Source organism: Paracoccus sediminis, assembly GCF_900188295.1.
In the GTDB taxonomy this organism is placed as follows: Bacteria; Pseudomonadota; Alphaproteobacteria; order Rhodobacterales; family Rhodobacteraceae; genus Paracoccus; species Paracoccus sediminis.
This window is the reverse complement of the sequence record NZ_FZNM01000006.1, coordinates 1-22,962: the sequence shown is the minus strand read 5'-3', so window position 1 is coordinate 22,962 and position 22,962 is coordinate 1. Positions and strand designations below refer to the sequence as shown.

Here is a 22,962-nt window from a genome sequence, read left to right as displayed (position 1 = left end):
AATGTTTACCTATTGCAGCGACCCATCGGTGCTGGAGGGGCTTGCCTGGTTGTCGTGCTATCTGACGACCGGCACGCACCTGCTGTTCTATGCCAGTTTCGGGATCGTTCTGCTGCTGCTGGCGATCACCGCCCCGATTGCCCTGCTGTTCGGCTATGGCGGTGCCATGGCCTCGCGGTCGCGGGTCGCGCCGCTGCGGTGGCTGGGGCGGATCTATACCTCGATGGTCCGCGGCGTGCCCGACATCGTGTTCTTCCTGTTCGTGCCGATCGCCCTGGATCAGGGGCTGGAATGGCTGCGCCACCAGGCGCTGTGCGACGGCGACGCGCCGGTGCGGCAAGGCAACGATTTCGTGGTCTGCGCGGCGGCCAAGCTGCCCCTGTCCACCAGCCCGGAATGGGTCCATGACGTTTATGCCATGACGCTGGCGGTCATCGCCTTTTCTGTCGTGTTCGGGGCCTTTGCCGCCAATGTCCTGTACGGCGCCATGCAGGCCGTGCCCCGCGCCCAACTGGAAACGGCCGAGGCCTATGGGATGACCCCCCGGCAGGTGACGCGCCGCATCCTGGTGCCGCAGATGTGGACCTATGCGCTGCCCGGCCTGTCGAATCTGTGGATGATCCTGATAAAGGCCACGCCCTTGCTGTTCCTGCTGGGGATCGAGGACATCGTGTATTGGGCGCGCGAACTGGGCGGGGCCAAGACGTCATCCTTTGCCTATCCGCATCCCGACTGGCGGTTGTATTATTTCCTGGCGGTGCTGGCGTTCTATCTGCTGATGACCTGGATTTCCGAAAGGGTTCTGGATCGGCTGGTCGCCCGCCTGTCGTCCGGGCAGGCCACCCTGGCGGGTGAGGCGCAGCGCAAGGCAGGTGCCTTGTGAGCTGCGCGCAAACCGTTGTCGACTATGGCCTGCGGTCCCTGGGCTTGGGCGAACGGCTGTTGCCGCGTTCGGACTTTACCCTGTGCCAGCAGGTCACGCTGATCGGTTCGGGTCTGATCTGGAATCTGTATTTCGCGTTTTTCGCCTTGCTGTTCGGGTTCTTTCTGGCCACGGGGCTGGCCTTGGCCAAGACCAGCCTGAACCCTTGGCTGCGCAAATCCGCGAACGGCTTCATCTTCCTGTTCCGCGGCAGTCCGTTGTTCATCCAGTTTTTCCTGGCCTACGAGGCCCTGGTGCTACTGCCCCGCGCCGGGATCGAGATCTTTGGCATGACCTTGGGAACAGGCTGGCTGACCAAGGCCTGGGCCGGGGCGCTGATCGTGTTGACGCTGAACACCGCCGCCTATTCCGCGCAAATCTTTCACGGCGCGCTAATGGCGGTGCCCAAGGGCGACATCGAGGCCGCCGAAGCCTATGGCATGACCGGCTGGACAAAATTTCGCCGGATCCTGTGGCCCACCATGCTGCGGCTGGCCTGGCCGTCCTATACCAACGAGGCAATCTTTCTGTTCCACGCCACGACGCTAGTGTTCTTTTCCGGTTTCCCCGCGTTCCAGCAGCGCGGCGACAGCCTGTACTACGCCAGCTATTTCGCGGGCCAGACTTTCAATCCCTTTGTCGCCTATCCGATCGTGGCCGGATACTTTATCCTCTGCACGCTGGCGCTGATCGGCTTGTTCGGCGTCGTGAACCGGCGGTTGAACCGCCATCTGCCCGGCGCCGTGCAGCGCATTCGATACCGCCCGCAAATGATCCGGTGAATTCATGGACTGGCTGAAAGAACACCCCGAGGTCAAGACGATCCGCGTCGCCGCCGCCGACCTGAACGGCGTCGCGCGCGGCAAGCGGATCCCGGCCCGCTATGCGCACAAGGTCAGCGAGGAAGGGACCAAGTTTCCCTATTCCGTCCTGAACCTGGACATCTGGGGCGAAGATGTCGAGGACAGCCCCCTTGTGTTCGAAATTGGCGACCCGGACGGGCTGCTGCTGCCGACCGAACGGGGTTTTCTGCCGATGCCCTGGCTGGATGCACCCACCGCCCTGCTGCCCTTGTGGATGTTCCATCCGGACGGACGGCCATACGAAGGCGATCCGCGTCAGGCCCTGGCGCGCGTCGTGGATGGCTATCGGCAGGCGGGGTTGACCCCGGTGGTCGCGACCGAACTGGAATTCTTCCTGATCGACGATTCCGGGCGACAGTTGCGCGTGCCACCCAGCCCCCGATCCGGCAAGCGCCGGACGGGGGGCGAGGTGCTGAGCCTGCGGGCGCTTGATGCCTTCGACCAGTTCTTCACCGCGCTTTACGACGCCTGCGAGGCGATGGACATTCCGGCAGACACGGCCATTTCCGAAGCCGGGCCAGGCCAGTTCGAAATCAACCTGATGCACCAGGCCGATCCGCTGAAGGCCGCCGACGATACCTGGTTCTTCAAGATGCTGGTCAAGGGGATCGCCCGGCAATACGGCTTTGCCGGCAGCTTCATGGCCAAGCCCTATGAGACGTTTTCGGGAAACGGAATGCACATGCACTTTTCGATCCTGGATCGGGCCGGGCGCAACATCTTTGACAACGGGGGCGAAGAAGGGACTGCTGAACTGCGCCATGCCGTCGCGGGCTGCCTGCGCGCCATGCCAGGATCGATGCTGCTGTTTGCGCCGCATGAAAACAGCTATGACCGGCTTGTGCCGAATGCCCATGCGCCGACCGGAATCGGCTGGGCCTATGAAAACCGGACGGCGGCGATCCGCATTCCGTCATCGGGTCCAAAGGCGCGGCGGATCGAACACCGGGTGGCGGGGGGCGACGTCAACCCCTATCTGACGGTCGCGGCGATCCTGGGGGCCGCGCTGAACGGCCTGCTGGACAAGATGGAGGCGCCGGAACCCTTCAAGGGCAACGCCTATGACCAGCATCTTGACCAGCTTCCCGGCACATGGGGCGCGGCCATCGATGCTTTTCACGAATGTGCCGAAATGCGGCGGATTTTCCCCGGCCACCTGATCGACAATTTCGTGATGACCAAGCGGCAGGAACTGCATTACATGGCCGAATTGTCGGACGAGGAAACGGTTGAACTGTATCTCGATACCGTCTGAAAGAGGGGCGGCGGACGATCCGCCGCCCGGCTGTCGAACGTCAGTCGGTATGTTCGGGCAGGGCCTTCAGGTCTTCCTTGGTCCAGCGGCACACGCCGTGCACCACCCCGTCCCCGTCGCGCATCAGGTCGATGTCGGACGCGGATACCAGAACGGGCTTCGATCCGATTCCCAAAAAGCCGCCCACGTCGATGACGACCTGCGCGGACCCGCCCGAGCCGTGGACATGGGATATCGTGCCGACGGTTTCGTCGCCCGGACCATAGATGGTGGCGCCGGTCAAAACCGCGTCCGTCAGTTCGTCGGGCAAAAGCCGCGGGTGCTCAGAATGGTCCATGGTCATCCCCTTGTTTGCATTGCTGATGGCAGGGCAACGTCCGGCAAAGGATGACGTTCCGCTAATTCAGTTGAGATATTCTTCGGGATCCACGCTCTCGAAGCCTTGGCGCACCTGGAAATGCACAAAGCCGCCTTTTCCGGCCCTGCCGATGGCCTGGCCGGCGGAAAGGCGGTCGCCCTTGGCGACATCCAGGCCATCCAGTCCGGTATAGACGGTCATCAGGTTGCCGTCGTGGCGCAGGACGACGATGGGCGCACCCGTGGCATCCTCGGTGATCGCAGCAACCGTGCCGCCCCCCGCCGCCTTCACGGCCGTCCCTGCGGTGGCCGAGATGTCTATGCCGTCGTTCCGGCCCTTTTCATAGACGCGGATGATCGATCCCGACACCGGCATCTGGAACCGACCGCTGGCCGAGGCCGCGGTCCGCGTCGCGCCCAGATCGGTCGCGGGCGCCGCCGGTCCGGGTTCCGCGGTGGGGGTGGTGGTTTCGGTGGGCAGGGGCTGGGCCGCCGAGGGCGGGCGCGGGGTCGGGCTGCCGCTGCCGGGCATGGTGGTGACGGCGGCTGCATCGGGCGCCTTTCGCCCGGCAACGGGGATCACCAACCGCTGCCCGACGCGCAGGGTCATGCTGACCGGCAGGCCGTTCCAGGACGCCAGATCCTTGACATCGACGCTGTATTTTCGGGCGATGGACCATGCCGTCTCTCCGGCCGCAACGGTGTGCTGTGCGGGACTGGCGGTCGCAGTCGCGGCGGGCGGCGCGGCGGGCGCTGCGGCGCGAGCCGGTGCGGTCTGCCCTGCAAAGGGGTCGCGGACCGCGCCTGCCGCGCCCCCCGCCGCGACCTGTTGCGACAGCACAAGCGTCTGCCCTGCGGCCAGAGGCGCATCGACCGGCAGGGCATTGTGCTGTGCCAGCCGTGCCGGATCGATCCCCAGTCTGCGGGCGACAATGGCGGGCGTGTCGCCGCTGCGGGCCACGACGACCTCATAATCGGAAAAACGGATGATGCCGCGATCGTCAGGCTGCGGACGCGGAGCTGCGCGGGCAGCGGCATCGGCCGTGTTCAGCGCGCCCGGCATCCAGGCGCGCAGATCGGGGTCAAAGCCCGTCGCCGCGCACGAAGCCAGAAGAAACACCACTGCGCCGGCCTTGGCGGCCAGCTTGAAAGTCCTGCTCATTCCCGTCGTCCTTACCTGCCACGCCGCAGATCGGGGCTATGTCTGTCCCAACCCTTCGACCAGCGGCACGAACCGCACCTGTCGCAATTCGTCATAGTCGAAGCCGGTGTCGGACCGCGTGACGCGGATCAAGGTCTGGACCGCGTCGGACTGTCCCACCGGCACCACCATGATACCGCCGATCTTCAGCTGTGCCAACAAGGGGCCGGGCGGATCCTCGGCCGCGGCGGTGACAAGGATGCGATCAAAGGGCGCCTGGTCGGGCAGGCCGCGCGAACCGTCGGCGACCTGTGCGATGATATTGTGCAGGCCCAGATGGCGAAAGATCGCCTCGGCCTCGTGGACCAGCCGCTTGTGGCGATCGACGGTATAGACGCGGCGGCACAGGCCCGACAGGACCGCCGCCTGATAGCCCGATCCGGTCCCGATTTCCAGCACGGTATCGCGGGGGCCGGGATTCAGCGATTGGGTCATCAGGCCCACGACCGAAGGCTGGCTGATCGTCTGGCCGCAGGGGATCGGCAGCGGCGTATCTTCGTAGGCGCGGTCGGCGAACTGGCCGCGCACGAACAGGCCCCGGTCGATCTTTTCCATTGCCGCCAGCACGCGAGGATCGGTCACGCCGCGCGAGCGCAACTGGAACAGAAAGCGCATGGTGCGCTCGGCCGGGTCGTCATCGCCGTGATCGACGGTCATGAGGTCTCCGTCTCTCGGGGGATGTCCTGTTCGAACAGGCCCGCCATGTCATGCAGCGAAACATGGCAGGTCAGGTCGGCCCGCATCGGCGTGACCGAAACGAACCCCTCCATGTTGACCGCGACATCGGTGCCGGGGCGGGCCGGGGCATTCTGCGCGCCCCCCGCCGCCCACATGAAGCGGCGGCCATTGGGCGCGGTATAGGGCACGACGCTGAAATTCGTGCCCTGCCGCCGTCCCTGGGGCGCCACGCGAACGCCCCGGACCGAGGCCGCCGGAACCGGAGGAAAGTTGATGTTGTAGAACAGCCGGAAATCCGCGTCCGAGGTCCAGTCGCCGTGATCCAGAAGCCTGCGGATCACGGCGGCGCCATGACGGCGCGCGCCTTCGAAGGGATCGTCGAGGCCCCCGGTGAGCGGCCCCAGATATTGTGACAGAGCGATGGCGGGCAGTCCCTGCAACGCGGCTTCCATCGCGCCGCCGATCGTGCCGGAATACATCGCGTTCTCGCCGGAATTGTTGCCTCGGTTCACGCCGGACAGGACCAGATCGGGCAGGCCATCCGCCATGATGTCGCAGATCGCGGCCAGCACGCAATCGGCAGGGCTGCCTTCGGTCGCATAGCGGCGTTCGTCGAGACGCGCAACCATTGTCGGATGGGCATAGCTGATGCAATGGGCGACGCCCGACTGTTCAAAGGCAGGAGCCACGACCCAGACCTGCCCGCCAGGGCCTGCCAGATCGGCCGCGATCTCCTCCAGCACATGCAGGCCGGGGGCGTTGATGCCGTCGTCGTTGGTAATCAGGATGCGCATTGTCCCGCCCGAATGGTTCCGCGCCAAGGTCAGCGCCCGTTCACGTCTTCGTTCCTGATTAACCGGGCCACCGACCTGCTTCAAGCGCCCGCGGCCCGAAAGCGGTTTGACCTGGGTGCCTTGGCGTTGCATCCTTGCCTCTGACGCAGCCGCCGCGCGAACCATGCAGATTTATCTTCCCATTGCCGAGGTATCGGTCAACGCCTTCACGCTGATCGGCCTGGGCGGCCTGGTCGGCGTCATGAGCGGGCTGTTCGGTGTGGGCGGCGGGTTCCTTATCACGCCGCTGCTGTTCTTCATCGGCATTCCGCCCGCCATCGCCGTGGCGACCGGGGCGAACCAGGTCGTCGCGTCGTCGGTGTCGGGCGTGCTGGCCCATGTCAAACGCAAGAGCGTCGATTTCAGGATGGGGGGCGTCCTTCTGGCCGGGGGTCTTGTCGGATCCTGGCTGGGGGTGTGGGTCTTTACCCTGCTGCAACGCGTCGGTCAGGTCGATCTGGTCGTGCAACTGTGTTATGTCGTCTTTCTGGGCCTGATCGGCATGATGATGTTGCAGGAAAGCGTCCGGGCGCTGCACCGGTCCAGCAAGCCCGGCTATCGCAAGCGGCTGCACCAGCACAACTGGGTCCATCGCTGGCCGCTGAAGGTAAAGTTCCGGGCATCCGGGTTGTATATCAGCACCTTTCCGCCGCTTCTGGTCGGTGTCGCCGTGGGCGTTCTGGCCGCGATCATGGGTGTCGGCGGCGGCTTCATCATGGTGCCCGCGATGATCTATCTGCTGGGGATGCCCACCAAGGTCGTGGTGGGCACGTCGCTGTTCCAGATCACCTTCGTCACCGCCTTCACGACCGTGATGCACGCGGTCAGCTATAACACCGTGGACATGATGCTGGCGCTGCTGCTGATCGTGGGCGGTGTGGTCGGCGCGCAGATCGGGACGACACTGGGCGCCAAGCTGCGGGCCGAACAGTTGCGGATCCTACTGGCCCTGCTGGTGCTGGTGGTTTGCGGCAAGCTGGCGCTGGATCTGTTCCTGACGCCCGACGACCTGTACGCCATCCAGCCGGGAATCCGCTGATGCGGGGGTGGCTTGCGGGGCTGGTGCTGCTGGCGATGACCGGCACGGCCCATGGGCAGTCCACCGTGCCGCAGACCGATGCGGACGCCTTTCCCATACCTGCCACGCCGGCCGCCAATCCTCCCTCCGACGTGCAGCCCGCGGAAACGGTGGTTGCGGGCCTGTCCAGCGATTCCGTGGCCATCACCGCCAGCTTCGACGGATCCGAGATCCTCATCTATGGCGCGATCAAGCGCGAAACTCCGATCCCGCCCGGCCCGCCATTGCAGGTGATCGTAACGGTCGAGGCGCCGTCCGGCGGCGTCACGGTGTGGCGCAAGGAACGCAGGGCCGGGATCTGGGTCAATTCCCAGGCGGTCAGGATCGGCGCCGCGCCGGGGTTTTATGCCGTCGCCACCTCGGCCCCGCTGGACGACATCCTGCTGCCGGAATGGGACAGCCGTTATCGGATCTCGCTGTCCCACGCGATGCGCGCCTTTGCCGGGCAGGTCGCGGTTGACAGCGCCGTTCCCTTTACCGAGGCGCTGATCCGCATCCGCCAGGACGAAGGCTTGTACCGCCTGGACGAGGGCACGGTGTCGCTGATCGACCAGACCCTGTTCCGCGCCGATGTCAGCCTGCCCGCCAATCTGGTCGAAGGCGCCTACAAGACGCGCATCTTCCTGCTGCGGGACGGGCAGGTGATGGATGTCTTCGTGGCCCCCATCAACGTCCGCAAGGTGGGATTGGAACGCTGGCTGTATCGGTTGGCCTTTGACCAGCCGTTTTTGTACGGGCTGATGTCGCTGGCCGTCGCGGTCTTTGCCGGATGGGGGGCCTCAGCGGCGTTCCGAAAGCTGCGTCGGCCCTAGCCCGCGATCAGTTCCGCCTGCCGCACGATCACCTCGGCCTGCTTGATCGAGGCGATGTCCACCAGCCGTCCCTTGTAGACCGTGGCGCCCGCACCTTCGGACCTGGCCTTGTCCATTGCGGCCAGGATTTCCCGCGCCTCGGATACGGCGGCGTCGCTGGGCGAAAAGACCTCGTTCGCCAGTTCCACCTGCTTGGGGTGGATCGCCCATTTTCCGACCATGCCCAAGGTCGCCGACCGGCGGGCCTGGGCGACAAAGCCATCGCTGTCGCTGAAATCGCCAAAGGGGCCATCGACCGGCAGCAGTCCGTGAGTGCGGCAGGCGGCGACGATGGCGGTCTGCGCCCAGTGCCAGGGATCGGGCCAGTATTTCTGCCCTTCGCGGATCATGTAATAATTTTCCTGCGTCCCGCCGATTCCCGTGGTCGCCATCCCCATGGACGCCGCGAAATCCGCCGCCCCCAGGCTGATGGCCTGCATCCGGGGGGACGATGCGGCGATCTCCTCGACATGGCAGATGCCGGCCGCGCTTTCGATGATGACCTCGAAATTGATGCGTTTGGTCCGGCCTTTGGCGCGTTCGATGGCCGTGACCAGGGCATCCACCGCATAGATGTCGCCGGCGTTCCCGGCCTTGGGGATCATGATCTGGTCCAGCCGGTCGCCCGCCTGTTCCAGCAGGTCCACCACGTCGCGATACCAGAAGGGTGTGTCCAGGCCGTTGATGCGCACCGACAGAGTCTTGTCGCCCCAGTCGATGTCGCCGATGGCCTGGATGACGTTCGCCCGAGCACGATCCTTGTCGTCGGGGGCAACCGAATCCTCCAGATCGAGATTGATGACATCGGCAGCGGATGTCGCCATCTTTCCGAACAGGCTGTCGCGCGAACCGGGGCCGAACAACTGGCAACGGTTCAGACGGGCAGGAGGCAGCGGTTGGGTTCGAAAGCTCATGGGATCCGTTCCGAAAAGATTTGTGTTCCTGACAGCAATAATCTTTCGCGGACACGCCATCAAGGCTGCAATGCAGCATGGCCGCGCCTTGACGATGGCGTGCTTTGGGGGCAGGACCACAGCCAACAACCAGGGGGATCTCATGACGCGCACGGTTTATGTCAACGGCGACTACCTGCCCGAGGATCGGGCCACGATCTCGGTCTTTGACCGGGGTTTCCTGATGGCCGATGGCGTTTACGAGGTCGTCAGCGTCCTGGACGGCAAGCTGCTGGATTTCGACGGCCATCTGGTGCGGCTGAAACGGTCGCTGGGCGAGTTGGCGATGGACAATCCCTTGTCCGATGACGGTTATCTGGCCGCCTTCCGCGAGTTGGTGGAACGAAACGCCATCACCGACGGGCTTGTTTATCTGCAAGTGACGCGCGGCAATCCCGGCGACCGGGATTTCGCCTATCCCCCAACGGGCACCCGCCTCACGGTCGTGATGTTCACCCAGTCCAAGCCCGGCCTGGCCGATGCGCCAGCCGCAAGAACCGGCTGGAAGGTCATCAGCATCGACGATCTTCGGTGGGCGCGCCGCGACATCAAGACCGTGCAGCTGCTGTTCCCGTCGATGGCCAAGATGGAGGCAAAGGCGCGCGGCGTCGATGACGCTTGGATGGTCGAGGATGGCTTCGTGACCGAGGGCACCAGCAACAACGCCTATATCGTCAAGGGCGGCGCCATCGTCACCCGCGCATTGTCCAATGACATCCTGCACGGCATCACCCGCGCCGCCGTGCTGCGCTTTGCGTCCGAGGCGCAGATGCAGGTCGAGGAACGCAGCTTCACCATCGCCGAGGCGCAGGCTGCGGACGAGGCCTTCATCACCTCGGCATCGGCCTTCGTGATGCCGGTGGTGGAAATCGACGGCGCGGCCATCGGCACGGGGCAGGTGGGTCCGGTGGCGACGCGCCTGCGCGAAATCTATCTGGAGGAAAGCCGCAAGGCGGCGGTCTAGGCCAGTCCTTCGGATCCCCGCACCAGCCGCGCGCGGCCGCGATCCTGCATCAGGCGCGCGGCGTCCGGGCCGGGGGCGGGCAATGCCAGAACCGTGTCGCGCAGAACCGTGATCGCATCCTCTCCCCTGGGCAGGGTGGCGGGGTCGATGGGCGCCCCGACCCTGATGCGATAGGGCTGCCGGCGCTTGTTCAGAACCTCGTTGAACAGGGTCACGTCGCGCAGCGTCGGGTGGATGGCGTCCAGCAGATAGAACAGCGACGAATTGCGGGCGCGAATGTTCATGGGAATGATCGGCACGCCGAACTTGCGCGCGATCATCGCGGCGCTTGCCATCCAGGGACGTTCATGCAGCGCCAGCCCGTGGCGCTTGGCCAGCCGTCCCGACGGAAAGATCAGACCGATCCGCCCGGCCTCCAACGCCTCGCGGGTGTAATCCATCGTGGCCTTGGTCTTGGCGTGACTGCGTTTCTCCACCCGCCACTCGACGCCCGCGATCAGATCCGCCACCTGGGGCAGGACGCGGATCATGTCGTGGTTGGCATAGATGAACAGATCGTCGCGCAGGTGCGACAGCATCGCATGAACGACGATGCCGTCCGCAATTCCGGTCGGGTGGTTTGCCACGATGAGCGCGGAACCCGTGGCCGGGATATGCTCCATCCCCTCGACCCGGACATCGCGGACGATCAGGTCAGTCATCCGCCGCATGATTTCAGACGTGGGGATATCGCGGAATTCGGCGCCCAGCCGGATGGTGGTCGGATAGCGCAACAGACCCATCATCGCCCATTTTGCCAGCCGGTGATGCCGCTTTCCGGAATAAAGCCAAGGCGCCCGCTCGGCAATCAGCGGGTCCAGACGGGCCTGCATTTCGGCCTTGGCGTCGGCATAACGGTCAGTCATCGCGGCCTTTCTGCCCCGGCGTTCAGGCGATCACAAGCGGCTTCACGAACCCGCGGCGATCATCCGCGACACCATCTCGCTGGTATTCCTGCTCAAACCGTCGGCAGCGGCAATTCGTTCCAGGGCCGTTAAGGCCCTGGCGCGCCGTCCCGCGTCATAGCGGGTCCAGGTCTCGAACGCCGTGGACATGCGCGCGGCGATCTGCGGGTTCAGCGGATCCATGCGCAGCAGCCAGTTGGCCACGAAGTCATAGCCCGATCCGTCGGCGGCATGAAAACCGGCGTGGTTTGCCGACAGCCCGCCGATCAGCGCGCGAAAGCGGTTGGGATTTTTCCAGTCGAAATCCTTGCGCTGCGACAGGGCATGGGCGATCTGCACGGCCTGGGCGGGGGGCGCGGCCATGGGCTGGATCCCGAACCACTTGTCCATGACAAGCCGGTTGCCCGCGAACTGGTCGTGCAGGGCCGCAAGTTCGGCCTGTCCCAGGCCCCGCCGCAGCAGGGCCGTCAGCGCCGCCATTCGTTCGGTCATGTTGCCCGCGATCCCGAACAGGATCTCGGCGCGTTCGCCGCCGTCGATGCGGGTCAGCAGCGCCAGCACGGCATGGCGCAGCGACCGCCGGGCAGCGTCCGAGGCATCGGGACGATAGGGTCCGGGGACCGCCATGTCGTCGTAAAGCCGCGACAGCAGGTCCAGATGCGTTTCCGCAATCCGGCGGGCCAAGGCTTCGCGGGCAACATGGATCGCGTCGGGAACAGGAACGATACCCTGTGACGACAGGCGGGTGGCGATCTCCTCCTCTCCGGGCAGGTTCAGGCACAGGGCACGAAAGGCCGGATCGGCATTGCCGTCGGCGATCAGGTGGCCGATGGCATCGACATAATCCCCGCTGACGGCCTGTCCCCGAGAGGCGGCGGTCAGAGCCGACAGCGCAAGATCGCGCCCGGCCTCCCATCGGGCGAAAGGATCGGTGTCGTGAGCCAGCAGGAAAGCTCGGGTGGCGTCGTCCAGAGGGCGCGACAGCGTGACGGGGGCCGAAAAGCCGCGCAAGGCCGACACGACGGGGCGGGCGCCCAAGCCGTCAAAGGAAAAGCTCTGGCTGGCTTCGGTCATCTCTAGAACCTGCGTCGGCACGATCTCGTCGCCATTGGGGCCGATGAGGCCCACCGCGACGGGTATGACACGCGGCGATTTCTGCGTCTGGCCGGGCGTGGGGGGATTGTCCTGCGTGAAGGTCAGGGTCAGCGTGCCGCCCGTGTCGCCGGGCTGCCAGTCCTCGGCCAGGCTCAGGCGCGGGGTGCCGGCATCGGTGTACCACCGCTTGAATTGCGTCAGGTCGCGGCCGGTGGCATCCTGGAACACCTGCAACCAGTCCTCGATAGTGGCCGCGTCGCCGTCGTGACGGTCGAAATACAGATCCAGCGCCCGGCGATAGCCGTCGTCACCCACAAGCCGCTTCAACATCCCGATCACCTCGGCGCCTTTTTCGTAAACGGTCGCGGTATAGAAATTGTTGATCTCCTCGTACCGGTCGGGGCGCGGGGGATGGGCCAGCGGACCCTGATCCTCGCGGAACTGCCGGGCGCGCAGGGCCTGCACATCCTCGATCCGCTTGACTGCGGCGGATCGCAGGTCGGACGTGAACTGCTGGTCGCGGAACACCGTCAGCCCTTCCTTGAGGCACAGCTGGAACCAGTCGCGGCAGGTGATCCGGTTGCCGGTCCAATTGTGGAAATATTCGTGGGCGATCACGGCCTCGATCCGGTCATAGTCGGTGTCAGTCGCGGTATCGGGGCTGGCCAGGACCAGTTTCGAGTTGAAGATGTTCAACCCCTTGTTTTCCATGGCTCCCATGTTGAAATCGTCCACCGCAACGATGTTGAATACGTCCAGATCGTATTCCCGGCCATAGACAGCCTCGTCCCATGACATCGACTTGACGAGGGATTCCATCGCAAAGCCCGCCCGATCCTGGTCGCCTGGCCGGACCCAGACGTTCAACGCAACCCGGCGGCCCGACCGTGTGGTGAAACTGTCGCTGACCGCAACCAGATCGCCCGCGACAAGCGCGAACAGATAGCTGGGCTTGGGCCAGGGATCGTGCCATTCGGCGCGGCCCTGCGATTGCCCGACAGGATTGCCGTTCGACAGCAGCACCGGCAGATCGCTGTCGATGGTGACGTGAAAGGTCGCCATCACATCCGGGCGGTCGGGATAGAAGGTGATATGACGGAACCCCTCGGCCTCGCACTGGGTGCAGAACATCCCGTTCGAGATGTACAGCCCCTCGAACGCCGTGTTTGCCGAGGGATCGATCTGGACGGCGGTTTCCAGAAGGAACGGATGCGGGGGCAGGGCGGCGGCCGAGATCGTCAGGGTTTCCTCGCGACGGATGATCCGGGAGGGGTCCGGCGCAACGCCGTCGATGGTCAGCGAAACCAGCTTGACGCCCTTGCCGCCGTCCAGAACCAAATCCTCGGCCTGCTGCGGATCGCGCGGCGCCAGGGACAGGGCGGTGACGACGCGGGTGGCCTGCGGGTGCAGTTCGAATGTCATCCGAGTTGCAGTCAAAACAAACGGATAAGGCCGGTAATCGGCAAGATAATGCGCATTCTGCCCTTGGGTCGTAGTCATCGTATCCTCGGCGTGAAGAAAGCTGCTCTGCGCGGCGGAACCTGATCTTGTCCAAGGTGTTAGTCGCATGAAGGCCGGGTCGCAAGTCGGCTGGCCCCTGCCGGACGTCCCAGCATCACACGGCAGGGTCGCAGGCGGGGCGAAGACCGCGACACCATACCGGTGCCTTGACACAGAACTCTTGGAGGCCAGCGATGACCTATGATCCCAACGATCCGAACCGTACCCGCCCCGTCGATCCCGCCCGTCCCGTCGATCCCGCCCGCCCTGCCGATCCGCTGGTTCGCAACGAAACCTATGTCGAACCTGTGGAACGCCGTTCTTCGCCGCTGCCGTTGATTATCGGCGTCCTGCTGGCACTGGCGCTGGCATATTTCGTGCTGCAACGCTTTACCGGCGATGACACCGTTGCCGTGGACGGCGACACCACCACCGTGACGACCACCGACGCGCCCGCGACAGACGCCGCGGCCGATGCCGCCGCGGATGCCGAGGCCGCCAGCAGCGATGCCGAGGCTGCGGCGGACAGCGCCGCCACGGCAACCGAAAACGCAGTCGATAACGCAGCCGACGCGACGAACGATGCGGCTGAAGATGCGGCCGCTGCTGCAGAGAATGCTGCCGAAAGCGCCGCGTCGGCCACCCAGAACGCGGTCGATGCCGCCGGTACCGCTGCCGAGGATGCGGCCAATGCCGCCGGTGCGGCGGCCGAGAACGCGGCGGATGCGGCAGCCGAGTCGGCGGACGACGCCGCCGATGCGGTCGATGATGCGGTGACGGTCGATGAAACGCCCGCTCCTGCAACGGCCACCCCTGCGCCCGCGACCACTGCACCGGCTACTCCTGCACCGACCAACTGATCGTCGACAATATGTCATTGCCATCGCCCGCGATCCCAGGATCGCGGGCGTTTTCATTTCCTGCATCGTTTCCTGAACATTCCGCATGGTGTTCTGCCGCACGGACTTGTGAAAGAATATTTCGCGGTGCTATCTGTCGGCAACGGAAATGGACACGCAGGGGGGCAACTGGGCCATGAAGATTGGCGCATTGAAGGAAAGCTTCGAGGGCGAGGCGCGGGTTGCGGTCACGCCGTCCTCTGCCGGGCATCTGATGAAGCTGGGACACGAAGTGTTCGTGGAAAGCGGCGCGGGCGCACGGGCCGGGTTTTCGGACGACAGCTATCGGGGGGCGGGTGTCACCGTCGTTCCGAACGCATCCGAACTGATCGGGGCTGTCGATGTCGTCGCCAAGGTCCGTCAGCCATCCGACGACGAGATACGGCAGATGCAGCCGGGTCAGACGCTAATCAGCTTTTTCTATCCCGGCCAGAACTCGGAACTGCTGGCGCTTGCCAAGGAGCAGGGCGTCACCGCCATCGCCATGGACATGGTGCCGCGCATCAGCCGTGCGCAAAAGATGGACGCGTTGTCGTCCATGGCCAACATCGCCGGCTATCGGGCCGTGATCGAGGCGGCGAACAACTTTGGCCGCTTTTTCACCGGTCAGGTGACAGCAGCGGGCAAGGTGCCCCCGGCCAAGGTTCTTGTGGTGGGCGCGGGCGTTGCGGGGCTTGCCGCCATCGGCACTGCCGTCAGCCTGGGTGCGCAGGTTTATGCTTTCGACGTGCGCCCCGAGGTGGCCGAACAGATCGAATCAATGGGCGCCGAGTTCGTGTTCCTTGATTTCGACGAGGCATCTGCTGCCCAGGACGGCGCCGCGACCGGCGGCTATGCTGCGCCGTCCAGCCCCGAATTCCGGGAAAAGCAGCTGGCCAAGTTCCGTGAGCTTGCGCCCCAGATGGACGTGGTCATCACCACCGCGCTGATCCCCGGCCGCGACGCGCCCAAGCTGTGGACCCGCGACATGGTCGAGGCGATGAAGCCCGGCAGCGTGATCGTGGATTTGGCCGCCGAGCGTGGCGGCAACTGCGAACTGACCATTCCCGACGAAAAGCACGTCACCGAAAACGGCGTCACCATCGTCGGCTATACCGATTTTCCGTCGCGCATGGGCGCGCAGGCGTCCGAACTCTATGGCAACAACATCCGCCACTTCATGACGGACCTGACGCCCAAGAAGGACGGCGTGATCCAGCACAACATGGAGGACGACGTGATCCGCGGCGCCACGGTGACGCGCGATCACGACGTCACATGGCCGCCGCCGCCGCCCAAGATCGCGGCCATCGCGGCGCAAAAGCCCAAGGAAAAGAAACGCGAGCTGACGGTCGAGGAACGCCGCGCCGCCGAGGTTGCCGCCTTCAGGGCGGATACGAAATCGCAGGTGACGCTGCTGGGCGTCGGCGCGATCGTTCTGTTGCTGATCGGCGCGATCGCGCCGGCCAGCTTCATGGCGCATTTCATCGTTTTCGTGCTGGCCTGCTTTGTCGGCTTCCGGGTGATCTGGAACGTCGCCCATTCGCTGCACACGCCGCTGATGGCGATCACCAACGCGATCAGCTCCATCATCATCCTGGGCGCGCTGATGCAGATCGGATCGGGGTCGTGGTGGGTCGTCCTGCTGGGGGCGCTGGCCGTCCTGATGGCGGGCGTCAACATTTTCGGCGGCTTCATGGTGACTCGCCGGATGCTTGCCATGTTCCAGAAGTCCTGAGGAGGCAGCCATGGATTACGGATTCACCACCGCGGCCTATGTGGTCGCAGCCGTGCTGTTCATCCTGTCGCTGGGGGGGCTGTCGGGCCAGGAAAGCGCCAAGCGCGCCATCTGGTACGGTATCGTCGGCATGGGCTTGGCCGTATTGGCCACGCTGCTTGGTCCGGGCGCGGGCAACTGGCTGCTGTCGGTCGTCATGATCGCGATCGGCGGCACTGTCGGCTGGATTGTGGCCAAGCGTGTCCAGATGACCGAGATGCCGCAACTGGTCGCCGCGATGCATTCGCTGGTGGGCCTTGCGGCGGTCTTCGTGGGCTTCAACGCCCAGATCGAACTGGCCCGCGTCCTGCGCGCCAAGGCCGAGGGCGTGCAGGTGTTCCACGGCTTTGCCGCCGTTCTGGCCGACAAGACCCCGGCCGAGATCGCCATGCTGAAGATCGAGGTCTTCCTGGGCATCTTCATCGGCGCCGTGACCTTTACCGGGTCGATCGTAGCGTTTGGCAAGCTGGCCGGAAAGATCGACGGCAAGCCGAAAAAGCTGCCGGGCGGGCATATGCTGAACGCGGGCGCCCTGGCGCTGTCCGTCCTGCTGGGCATCCTGTACTTCACGGGCGTCGGACCGGCGATCCTGTGGCTGATCCTGATTACGCTGCTGGCGTTCTTCATCGGTTATCACCTTATCATGGGCATCGGCGGGGCCGACATGCCGGTGGTGGTATCGATGCTGAACAGCTATTCCGGCTGGGCGGCCGCCGCCATCGGCTTTACGCTGGGCAACGACCTGCTGATCGTGGTGGGGGCACTCGTGGGGTCGTCCGGTGCGATCCTGTCCTACATCATGTGCAAGGCGATGAACCGCAACTTCGTCAGCGTCATCCTGGGCGGGTTTGGGGGAGAGACCGGGCCTGCGGCCGAGATCGAGGGCGAACAGGTCGCCATCGACGCCGACGGCGTGGCCGCGGCGCTGAACGACGCCGACAGCGTCATCATCGTGCCGGGATACGGCATGGCGGTGGCCCAGGCGCAGGGCGCGGTCAGCGAACTGACCCGCAAGCTGCGCGCGGCGGGCAAGACCGTGCGCTTTGCCATCCACCCCGTCGCGGGACGCCTGCCAGGCCACATGAACGTCCTGCTGGCCGAGGCGAAGGTGCCCTATGACATCGTGCTGGAGATGGACGAGATCAACGAGGATTTCCCGTCCACCGACGTGGTCATCGTCATTGGATCGAACGACATCGTGAACCCGGCCGCCCAGGACGATCCGAACAGCCCCATCGCCGGGATGCCTGTGCTGGAGGTCTGGAAGGCCAAGCAGGTGTTCGTGTCCAAGCGCGGGCAGGGCACCGGCTATTCCGGCATCGAGAACCCGTTGTTCTTCAAGGACAACACCCGGATGTTCTATGGCGACGCCAAGGACAGCATCAACAAGCTGTTGCCGATGATCGAGTGAGGCCAGGGGGGCGGAAGCATCGCCCCCCTGTTGATTCGTTCCGGCCGCGCCCGTGTTTTGGGCAATCTGTAAAGTCATTTTCCCGCAACAGTGATTTCACGAAACCCGGACTTGCTTCGGCACGGTCCTGCTTGGAGGCGCACGAACTTTCGGCTGTGATGCAGATCAACCAACAACCGCAGCGACAGGGGGCGCCGCCATGAACCACCCGGACTATATCCACATCAGCACTGGCGATCCGTCGCTGTTCAACGAGGATCTTGCGCCCGTCCCCCATGAAAGAAGGCAATGGGGCGCGTTCGAGATTTTCAACGTCTGGAACAACGACATTCAGAGCCTGTTCGGTTACACGCTGGCCGCGTCCCTGTTCCTGTCCTATGGGCTGAACGGCTGGCTGACCTTTACCGCAATCGTGGTGTCGGGCCTGATCGTGATGTGGCTGGTCAACCTGTCCGGCCGCCCCTCGGTCCGCTATGGCATTCCCTATGCGGTCATGGCGCGATCGTCGATGGGGGTTAAGGGCGCGAGATTTCCGGCGCTGATCCGGGGGATCGTGGCGATCTTCTGGTACGGTGTGCAGACCTATTTCGCCTCCACGGCCGTCGCCCTGGCGATCCACGCCCTGTTCGGGATCGAGGACGCGGCGGGCGGATTCCTGGGTCTGAACGGCGTGGACTGGATCGCCTATGTCATCGTCGCCGGATTCCAGATCGGGCTGTTCCTGATGGGAATCGAATGGGTCGGCAAGTTCCTGAACTGGGCCGGCCCGTTCGTATATGTGGTCATGATCGCCCTGGCGCTGATGATCTGGTATCAGGCCGGCAACGGCATCTGGTCCGAGATCGGACTGATCTTTCAGGGCGGCGCAAGCGACCGTGGCACGGTTGCGGGCTTCATCGCGGTGGTGGGCACCATGGTCGCGTATTTCGCGGCGGTGGTCATCAATTTCGGCGACTTTTCCCGCTTCGTTCAGACGGAACGCCAGATGCGGGCCGGCAATTTCTGGGGCCTGCCGGTATCCATGGCGTTTTTTTCGTTCATCGCGCTGTTCATCACGGCAGGCGCGGTCGTGCTGTTCGGCGAACGGCTGACCGATCCCACCGCCATCGTCGAACGGGTGGACAGCCTGGCACTGACCCTGATCGCGGCCGTCACCTTCTTCGCCGCGACCGTGGGCATAAACCTGGTCGCGAACTTTGTTCCGGCCGCCTATGACATCGCGAACCTGTCGCCCTCGACCATCAGCGCCCGAACCGGGGGGCTTATCACGGCGGCCCTGGCCTTCGTGATCGGCGCGCTGTGGGTTTCGGTCATCTCGACCATCGGCATCGCCGGGTTCGTCGATACGCTGGGCGCGATCCTTGCGCCCCTCTATGGGATCCTGATCGCCGATTACTATGTGGTCAAAAAGCGGAAACTGAACATCGATCAGATGTTCACCGCCGATCCGAACGGTCAGTACTACTATGATGGCGGTTGGAACCGGCGTGCGATCATGGCAGTGGGAATCGCGGCGGTGTTTTCGATCGGCACGGTCTGGTTGCCGCCGTTGCAGGCCCTGTCGGGCTTTGGATGGCTGATCGGTGCGGTCCTGGGCGGGGTGCTGTATATCCTGCTGTCGCGCCGGAATTGAAGGGGAATGGCGTGGGGCCGGAACTTGAACATCCGTTGCGATACGATCTTGTCAACGAACTGCATGCCCGGCCTTCGCCCCGCCTGTCCGCACCGGCCACCTGCGTCTTTGTGGCCTTCAAGGAGCCTCTGGACGCAGCCAACCGCGACCGGGCGCGGGATCTGGCCCATCTGACCCAATTGACCAGCCGGCATGGCGGGCCGCGTCCTGATCCCCACGAAAGCCATTACCAGGGGCGGCTGGGCCGCCACGACCTGAAATGGGAAAGCCATACCGAGTTCGTGACCTATATGGCCCTGACGGCAGGTCTGCCGATCCGTCCTTTCGATCCAAGCGCGGTGGCGATCTTTTCGCAGGACTGGCAGGCAGCGGCGCCCGGCAAGCGCGTGGCGGCCGTCATGGTACAGATCGACGTTCTGCCGGACGATCCGGCCGATGCCCTGGACCGGATCGGCACCTGGTTCGCGCGCGACAGCCTGACCGCTGTCTGGGTGTTGGAGGAAGCGGCCCTGATCGCCAGCGACTTCAGGATCGACGCCGACGGCTGGATGCGGTTCGCCCTGTTCGTGAAACCCGGCGTCGGGGACGGCCGCATCGGCCGGATCGTCCACAGGCTTGTCGAATTGGAAACCTATCGCGCGATGTCCATGCTGGGCCTTGGTCGGGTTCGTGGACTGAGCAGCCGCCTGAACGAGCTTGAACCGCGCCTGTCGGCCATCGTGGACGGAATGACCGACGAAACCCGCCCCGCCGAGACGGTCTTGCAGGAACTGCTGACGGTATCGGCCGAGCTTGAAGCACAGGCCGTTCAGCATTCGTTCCGCTTTGGCGCAACCAAGGCCTATGAGGCCATCGTCATGGACCGGATCGCCGCGCTGCGCGAAACGCGGTTCCGCGACCGCCAGATGCTGACCGAATTCATGCGCCGCCGCTATCAACCCGCCATGCGCACCGCGGCCTCGGCCGAGACGCGTTTAAAGGCCATGCTGGAACGCGCCGCACGTGCGGGCGAACTGCTGCGCACCCGAGTCGACGTCGAACGGTCAGCCCAGAACCAGTTGCTGCTGGAACGCATGGACCGCCGGGCCGACCTGCAATTGCGCCTGCAACACACGGTCGAGGGGCTGTCGGTCGTCGCCATCAGCTATTACGTGGTGGGCCTTTTGTCCTATGCGCTGTATCCGGTCGCATCCCGGATGGGGGTGGACAAGGCCTATCTGATCGCGGGACTGACCCCGGTGGCCGTCCTGGTCGTCTGGCTGGCGATGCGGCAGGTTCGCCGCAGTCTGCACGGCCATGGATCGCCGGGTGATTTGTGACTTGAAGGGGCGGGGCAGGGCGACGATAAGGGGTGATGCCCTGACCGATGGAACCGCCGTGAAACTGTTTGCCGTCCTTGCCGCCTGCCTGTCCCTGACCGCCTGCGGGGTGCCCTTGGTGCCCTTCGTCTGATGCCGGGGAAACTGACCCTATACGGACTTGCGCATTGTTCCACCTGCCAAAAGGCGCAGGCTGATCTGGAACAGCACGGCTGGACCGTCGATTTCCGCGATGTCCAGAAGCAGCCGTTGTCCGAGAACGAGCGAGCGGTGCTGATGGCCGACTTTGGCGACAAGATCGTCAACCGGGCCAGCCTGACCTGGCGCGGCATGGATGACGCGGAACGCGCGGACAATCCAGTCGCCATGATGGGCCGCAAGCCCAGCGTGATGAAGCGCCCGGCAATCGTCGCAGGCGACCTGCGGCTGTTGGGATGGACCGCGAACGTCAAGCGCGCCTTGGGCGTGCCGGCCTGATGACGGATCAGCTTCGCTGGCCTGCCAGCGACCGCATCAAGGGAACAACCCCCGTCAGGTCAAAGCCGGCCTCGGCCGCGGTGTTCAGCAGTTCGGTTTCGGACTGCTTGCCGCTCTGGCTCAGCGCCCACAGGACCGTCGAACGGTTGCCCGAACGGCAATAGGCAATCGCGGGCTTGGCGCCATCCAGCGCCGAGGCAAAGCCCTGGATCAGATCGGGTGTGACCTGACCCGGCTGAAACGGAAGATAGTGATAATCCATCCCCGCATCGGCCGCAGCCTTGGCCATCGCCTCGTTGTCGACGGCGCCCGCCTCGTCATTGGGACGGTTGTTAATCAGCGTCTTGAACCCGGACTCTGCCAACAGCGGCACGTCGTCGATGCCAATCTGCGGCGATACCGCAAGGTTCGGCGTAAGCTGACGCAGGTCCATGGCTGTCCTTTCCCAAGCAAACACGGCAGGAATGGTGGCAAACGGGAAGGAATGTCAAGCGGTTGCGGCGATGAATCCCGCGTGGTCCGGTTCAATCGGCGGGCTGCATGTCGATCAGGCCGGGCAGGGCGGCGAAATCGTCGAAAGACGCCAGATGCGGCAGATCGGCCAAGGGTGTATGCCGATAGCCTTGCGAATAGATCAGAAAGGGCACCGGAACCGCCGCCGCACAGGCCGCGTCGAATTCGCTGTCGCCGACGTAGAGTGCCTTGGGGTTCAACGGGTCGGCGCCCAGCCCCAGCAGCGCGGCCCGCAAGGGCGCCGGATGAGGCTTGCGTTCCTGGACCGAATCCCCGCCGATGACCGATCCGAACAGATTCGCGATCCCGAAATGATCCAAAATGCCGCATGTCACGGCATGGGGCTTGTTGGTGCAAATACCCAGGGGGTATCCCCGATCGGCCAGCAGATTCAGCGCCTCTGCCACGCCGGGAAACAGACGAGTCATCTGGGTTGCATCCTGATAGCACAACATGAACGCCGAAATGTAATCGGGGATTTTGTCATCGGGCAGATCACGGGCCGCGATGATCTTTTGCCACAGGACCTCAACACCGCCGCCGATGAAGCTGCGGACCTGATCCAGCGTCAGCGGAAGCGTATCGTGATGGCCCAGCACCGTGTTCACGCAGGCATGAATGTCGGGCGCGCTGTCGATCAGGGTGCCGTCAAGATCGAAGACAATTGGAAGGGGTGCAAGGCAGACATTCATGCTGTTTTCCACTTGATCGAGCATCCCATCGAGGCAACCTGGTTTTCCGGTCCCTTGCCGGTTTCCGCGATCTGCAACATGGCCTCGAGCAGCTCGCGACGGGCGCCCGACGGGCCGGGCGTCCGGGCCGAAATGTCGAACCGCCCACGATACTGCAATTCGCCCTTGGCGTTATAGCCGAAGAAATCAGGCGTGCATTCCGCGCCATAGGCCCGCGCGACCGCCTGGGTTTCGTCATAAAGATAAGGAAAGGTGAAACCGTGCCGTGCCGCCTCGGCCCGCATCTGGTCCGGGCCGTCCTGCGGATATTCGTCAGCGTCGTTAGCCGAAATCGCGACCACCCCGATCCCCGCGGCTTGCATCTGCCGCGCGTCCCGGACAACCCGGTCGATGATCGACTGGACATACGGGCAGTGATTGCAGATGAACATGATCAATGTGCCGCGTGGCCCGGCGATGTCGGAAAGACTGCAAGTGCGGCCATCGGTGTCAGGCAGGCGAAAGTCATGCCACAGAGCACCGAAATCGCAGACAGGTGGTGAAACGGCCATGCAAATCCTCCTTGGTTTCAGAGGCAGTCTGAACAGTGGCAGAACACGAAACAAGTCCCGCCTTGGTCGGATCCCATGGAGCTTTATTCCATAACACAGATTATAAAAATTCAGTATAACCGCGGGTGGATTCACAAACGAAGTGCAAATGCCAAAGTAATACAGGTATTTGCATTGAGGTTGACGAATGGCTTCCCACTACCAGCACCTGAGCTTT

General features: G+C 64.3%; 22 protein-coding genes. 12 read left to right on the top strand and 10 right to left on the bottom strand.

Translation table 11 applies throughout. The annotated features are described in order from the left end of the window. Window position 1: 1 nt before the first annotated feature. The 3 genes from CHB77_RS10015 to CHB77_RS10005 are packed head-to-tail and all read left to right on the top strand — an operon-like array spanning window position 2 to window position 3,040. Complete coding sequence (locus CHB77_RS10015; protein WP_089388074.1) at window positions 2–883, top strand: ABC transporter permease; 882 nt, start codon at window positions 2–4, stop codon at window positions 881–883. Further along, window positions 880–1,704, top strand: a complete 825-nt coding sequence (locus tag CHB77_RS10010) for an ABC transporter permease (protein ID WP_089388073.1) — start codon at window positions 880–882, stop codon at window positions 1,702–1,704. Before CHB77_RS10015 ends, CHB77_RS10010 begins: the two co-directional genes overlap by 4 nt. 4 nt (window positions 1,705–1,708) lie before the next feature. Beyond that, the gene (locus tag CHB77_RS10005) at window positions 1,709–3,040 is read left to right on the top strand and encodes a glutamine synthetase family protein (RefSeq protein WP_089388072.1); all 1,332 of its coding nucleotides are present in this window, start codon (window positions 1,709–1,711) and stop codon (window positions 3,038–3,040) included. 40 nt (window positions 3,041–3,080) lie between these two features. Here the strand turns inward: CHB77_RS10005 and CHB77_RS10000 are convergent, their stop codons facing one another. From CHB77_RS10000 to surE, 4 genes are all read right to left on the bottom strand, one after another. Further along, on the bottom strand, window positions 3,081–3,377 hold the full coding sequence (locus CHB77_RS10000) for a PRC-barrel domain-containing protein (RefSeq protein ID WP_089388231.1): 297 nt from the start codon (window positions 3,375–3,377) through the stop codon (window positions 3,081–3,083). Between the two features lie 66 nt (window positions 3,378–3,443). Continuing rightward, window positions 3,444–4,559, bottom strand: coding sequence for a LysM peptidoglycan-binding domain-containing protein (locus CHB77_RS09995; protein WP_089388071.1), 1,116 nt, complete (start codon window positions 4,557–4,559; stop codon window positions 3,444–3,446). 36 nt (window positions 4,560–4,595) lie between these two features. Beyond that, window positions 4,596–5,255 carry a protein-L-isoaspartate(D-aspartate) O-methyltransferase gene (locus tag CHB77_RS09990; RefSeq protein ID WP_089388070.1) on the bottom strand — a complete coding sequence of 220 codons (660 nt, stop codon included), beginning with the start codon at window positions 5,253–5,255 and terminating at the stop codon, window positions 4,596–4,598. Then, window positions 5,252–6,070: a 5'/3'-nucleotidase SurE gene (gene surE / locus CHB77_RS09985; RefSeq protein ID WP_089388230.1), complete on the bottom strand. Its 819-nt coding sequence runs from the start codon at window positions 6,068–6,070 to the stop codon at window positions 5,252–5,254. Before surE ends, CHB77_RS09990 begins: the two co-directional genes overlap by 4 nt. A 163-nt stretch (window positions 6,071–6,233) precedes the next feature. On the opposite strand from surE, the gene CHB77_RS09980 reads away from it, so the two are divergent. Beyond that, window positions 6,234–7,148, top strand: a complete 915-nt coding sequence (locus tag CHB77_RS09980) for a sulfite exporter TauE/SafE family protein (protein WP_089388069.1) — start codon at window positions 6,234–6,236, stop codon at window positions 7,146–7,148. Next, window positions 7,148–7,999, top strand: coding sequence for a TIGR02186 family protein (locus CHB77_RS09975; RefSeq protein ID WP_242626609.1), 852 nt, complete (start codon window positions 7,148–7,150; stop codon window positions 7,997–7,999). The genes CHB77_RS09980 and CHB77_RS09975 overlap by 1 nt, the downstream gene beginning before the upstream one ends. On the opposite strand, the gene CHB77_RS09970 is transcribed toward CHB77_RS09975, so the two are convergent. Beyond that, complete coding sequence (locus tag CHB77_RS09970; RefSeq protein WP_089388068.1) at window positions 7,996–8,952, bottom strand: L-malyl-CoA/beta-methylmalyl-CoA lyase; 957 nt, start codon at window positions 8,950–8,952, stop codon at window positions 7,996–7,998. The two genes, CHB77_RS09975 and CHB77_RS09970, sit on opposite strands and share 4 nt — an antisense overlap. Window positions 8,953–9,094: 142 nt before the next feature. Here CHB77_RS09970 and CHB77_RS09965 point away from each other — a divergent pair, with 142 nt between their 5' ends. Continuing rightward, complete coding sequence (locus CHB77_RS09965; protein ID WP_089388228.1) at window positions 9,095–9,955, top strand: D-amino-acid transaminase; 861 nt, start codon at window positions 9,095–9,097, stop codon at window positions 9,953–9,955. On the opposite strand, the gene CHB77_RS09960 is transcribed toward CHB77_RS09965, so the two are convergent. Together CHB77_RS09960 and pepN are read right to left on the bottom strand one after the other, a co-directional pair. After that, the gene (locus tag CHB77_RS09960; protein ID WP_242626608.1) at window positions 9,952–10,860 is read right to left on the bottom strand and encodes a 1-acyl-sn-glycerol-3-phosphate acyltransferase; all 909 of its coding nucleotides are present in this window, start codon (window positions 10,858–10,860) and stop codon (window positions 9,952–9,954) included. The genes CHB77_RS09965 and CHB77_RS09960 overlap by 4 nt on opposite strands. A 42-nt stretch (window positions 10,861–10,902) precedes the next feature. Next, the gene (pepN, locus tag CHB77_RS09955; RefSeq protein WP_089388067.1) at window positions 10,903–13,494 is read right to left on the bottom strand and encodes an aminopeptidase N; all 2,592 of its coding nucleotides are present in this window, start codon (window positions 13,492–13,494) and stop codon (window positions 10,903–10,905) included. 194 nt (window positions 13,495–13,688) lie between these two features. Between pepN and CHB77_RS09950 the strand changes: the two genes are divergently transcribed. The 6 genes from CHB77_RS09950 to CHB77_RS09925 all read left to right on the top strand — a co-directional run bounded on the left by CHB77_RS09950 (window position 13,689) and on the right by CHB77_RS09925 (window position 20,989). Next, window positions 13,689–14,354, top strand: coding sequence for a hypothetical protein (locus CHB77_RS09950; protein ID WP_176430330.1), 666 nt, complete (start codon window positions 13,689–13,691; stop codon window positions 14,352–14,354). 175 nt (window positions 14,355–14,529) lie between these two features. Continuing rightward, a complete protein-coding gene (locus CHB77_RS09945) occupies window positions 14,530–16,110 on the top strand; it encodes a Re/Si-specific NAD(P)(+) transhydrogenase subunit alpha (protein ID WP_089388226.1) in 1,581 nt (526 codons plus the stop codon). A 10-nt stretch (window positions 16,111–16,120) separates the two neighbouring features. Continuing rightward, window positions 16,121–17,560, top strand: a complete 1,440-nt coding sequence (locus CHB77_RS09940; protein ID WP_089388066.1) for an NAD(P)(+) transhydrogenase (Re/Si-specific) subunit beta — start codon at window positions 16,121–16,123, stop codon at window positions 17,558–17,560. Between the two features lie 199 nt (window positions 17,561–17,759). After that, on the top strand, window positions 17,760–19,193 hold the full coding sequence (locus tag CHB77_RS09935) for an NCS1 family nucleobase:cation symporter-1 (RefSeq protein WP_089388065.1): 1,434 nt from the start codon (window positions 17,760–17,762) through the stop codon (window positions 19,191–19,193). 11 nt (window positions 19,194–19,204) lie between these two features. Further along, window positions 19,205–20,512: a DUF3422 family protein gene (locus tag CHB77_RS09930; RefSeq protein ID WP_089388064.1), complete on the top strand. Its 1,308-nt coding sequence runs from the start codon at window positions 19,205–19,207 to the stop codon at window positions 20,510–20,512. A 132-nt stretch (window positions 20,513–20,644) separates the two neighbouring features. After that, on the top strand, window positions 20,645–20,989 hold the full coding sequence (locus CHB77_RS09925) for an arsenate reductase family protein (RefSeq protein ID WP_089388063.1): 345 nt from the start codon (window positions 20,645–20,647) through the stop codon (window positions 20,987–20,989). Between the two features lie 7 nt (window positions 20,990–20,996). Here CHB77_RS09925 and CHB77_RS09920 read toward each other — a convergent pair whose 3' ends face one another. The 3 genes from CHB77_RS09920 to CHB77_RS09910 all read right to left on the bottom strand — a co-directional run bounded on the left by CHB77_RS09920 (window position 20,997) and on the right by CHB77_RS09910 (window position 22,745). Next, window positions 20,997–21,422 carry a protein tyrosine phosphatase family protein gene (locus CHB77_RS09920; protein ID WP_089388062.1) on the bottom strand — a complete coding sequence of 142 codons (426 nt, stop codon included), beginning with the start codon at window positions 21,420–21,422 and terminating at the stop codon, window positions 20,997–20,999. Between the two features lie 91 nt (window positions 21,423–21,513). Continuing rightward, the gene (gph, locus tag CHB77_RS09915) at window positions 21,514–22,194 is read right to left on the bottom strand and encodes a phosphoglycolate phosphatase (protein ID WP_089388061.1); all 681 of its coding nucleotides are present in this window, start codon (window positions 22,192–22,194) and stop codon (window positions 21,514–21,516) included. Next, the gene (locus tag CHB77_RS09910) at window positions 22,191–22,745 is read right to left on the bottom strand and encodes a thioredoxin family protein (RefSeq protein ID WP_089388060.1); all 555 of its coding nucleotides are present in this window, start codon (window positions 22,743–22,745) and stop codon (window positions 22,191–22,193) included. Before CHB77_RS09910 ends, gph begins: the two co-directional genes overlap by 4 nt. Window positions 22,746–22,962 lie beyond the last annotated feature (217 nt).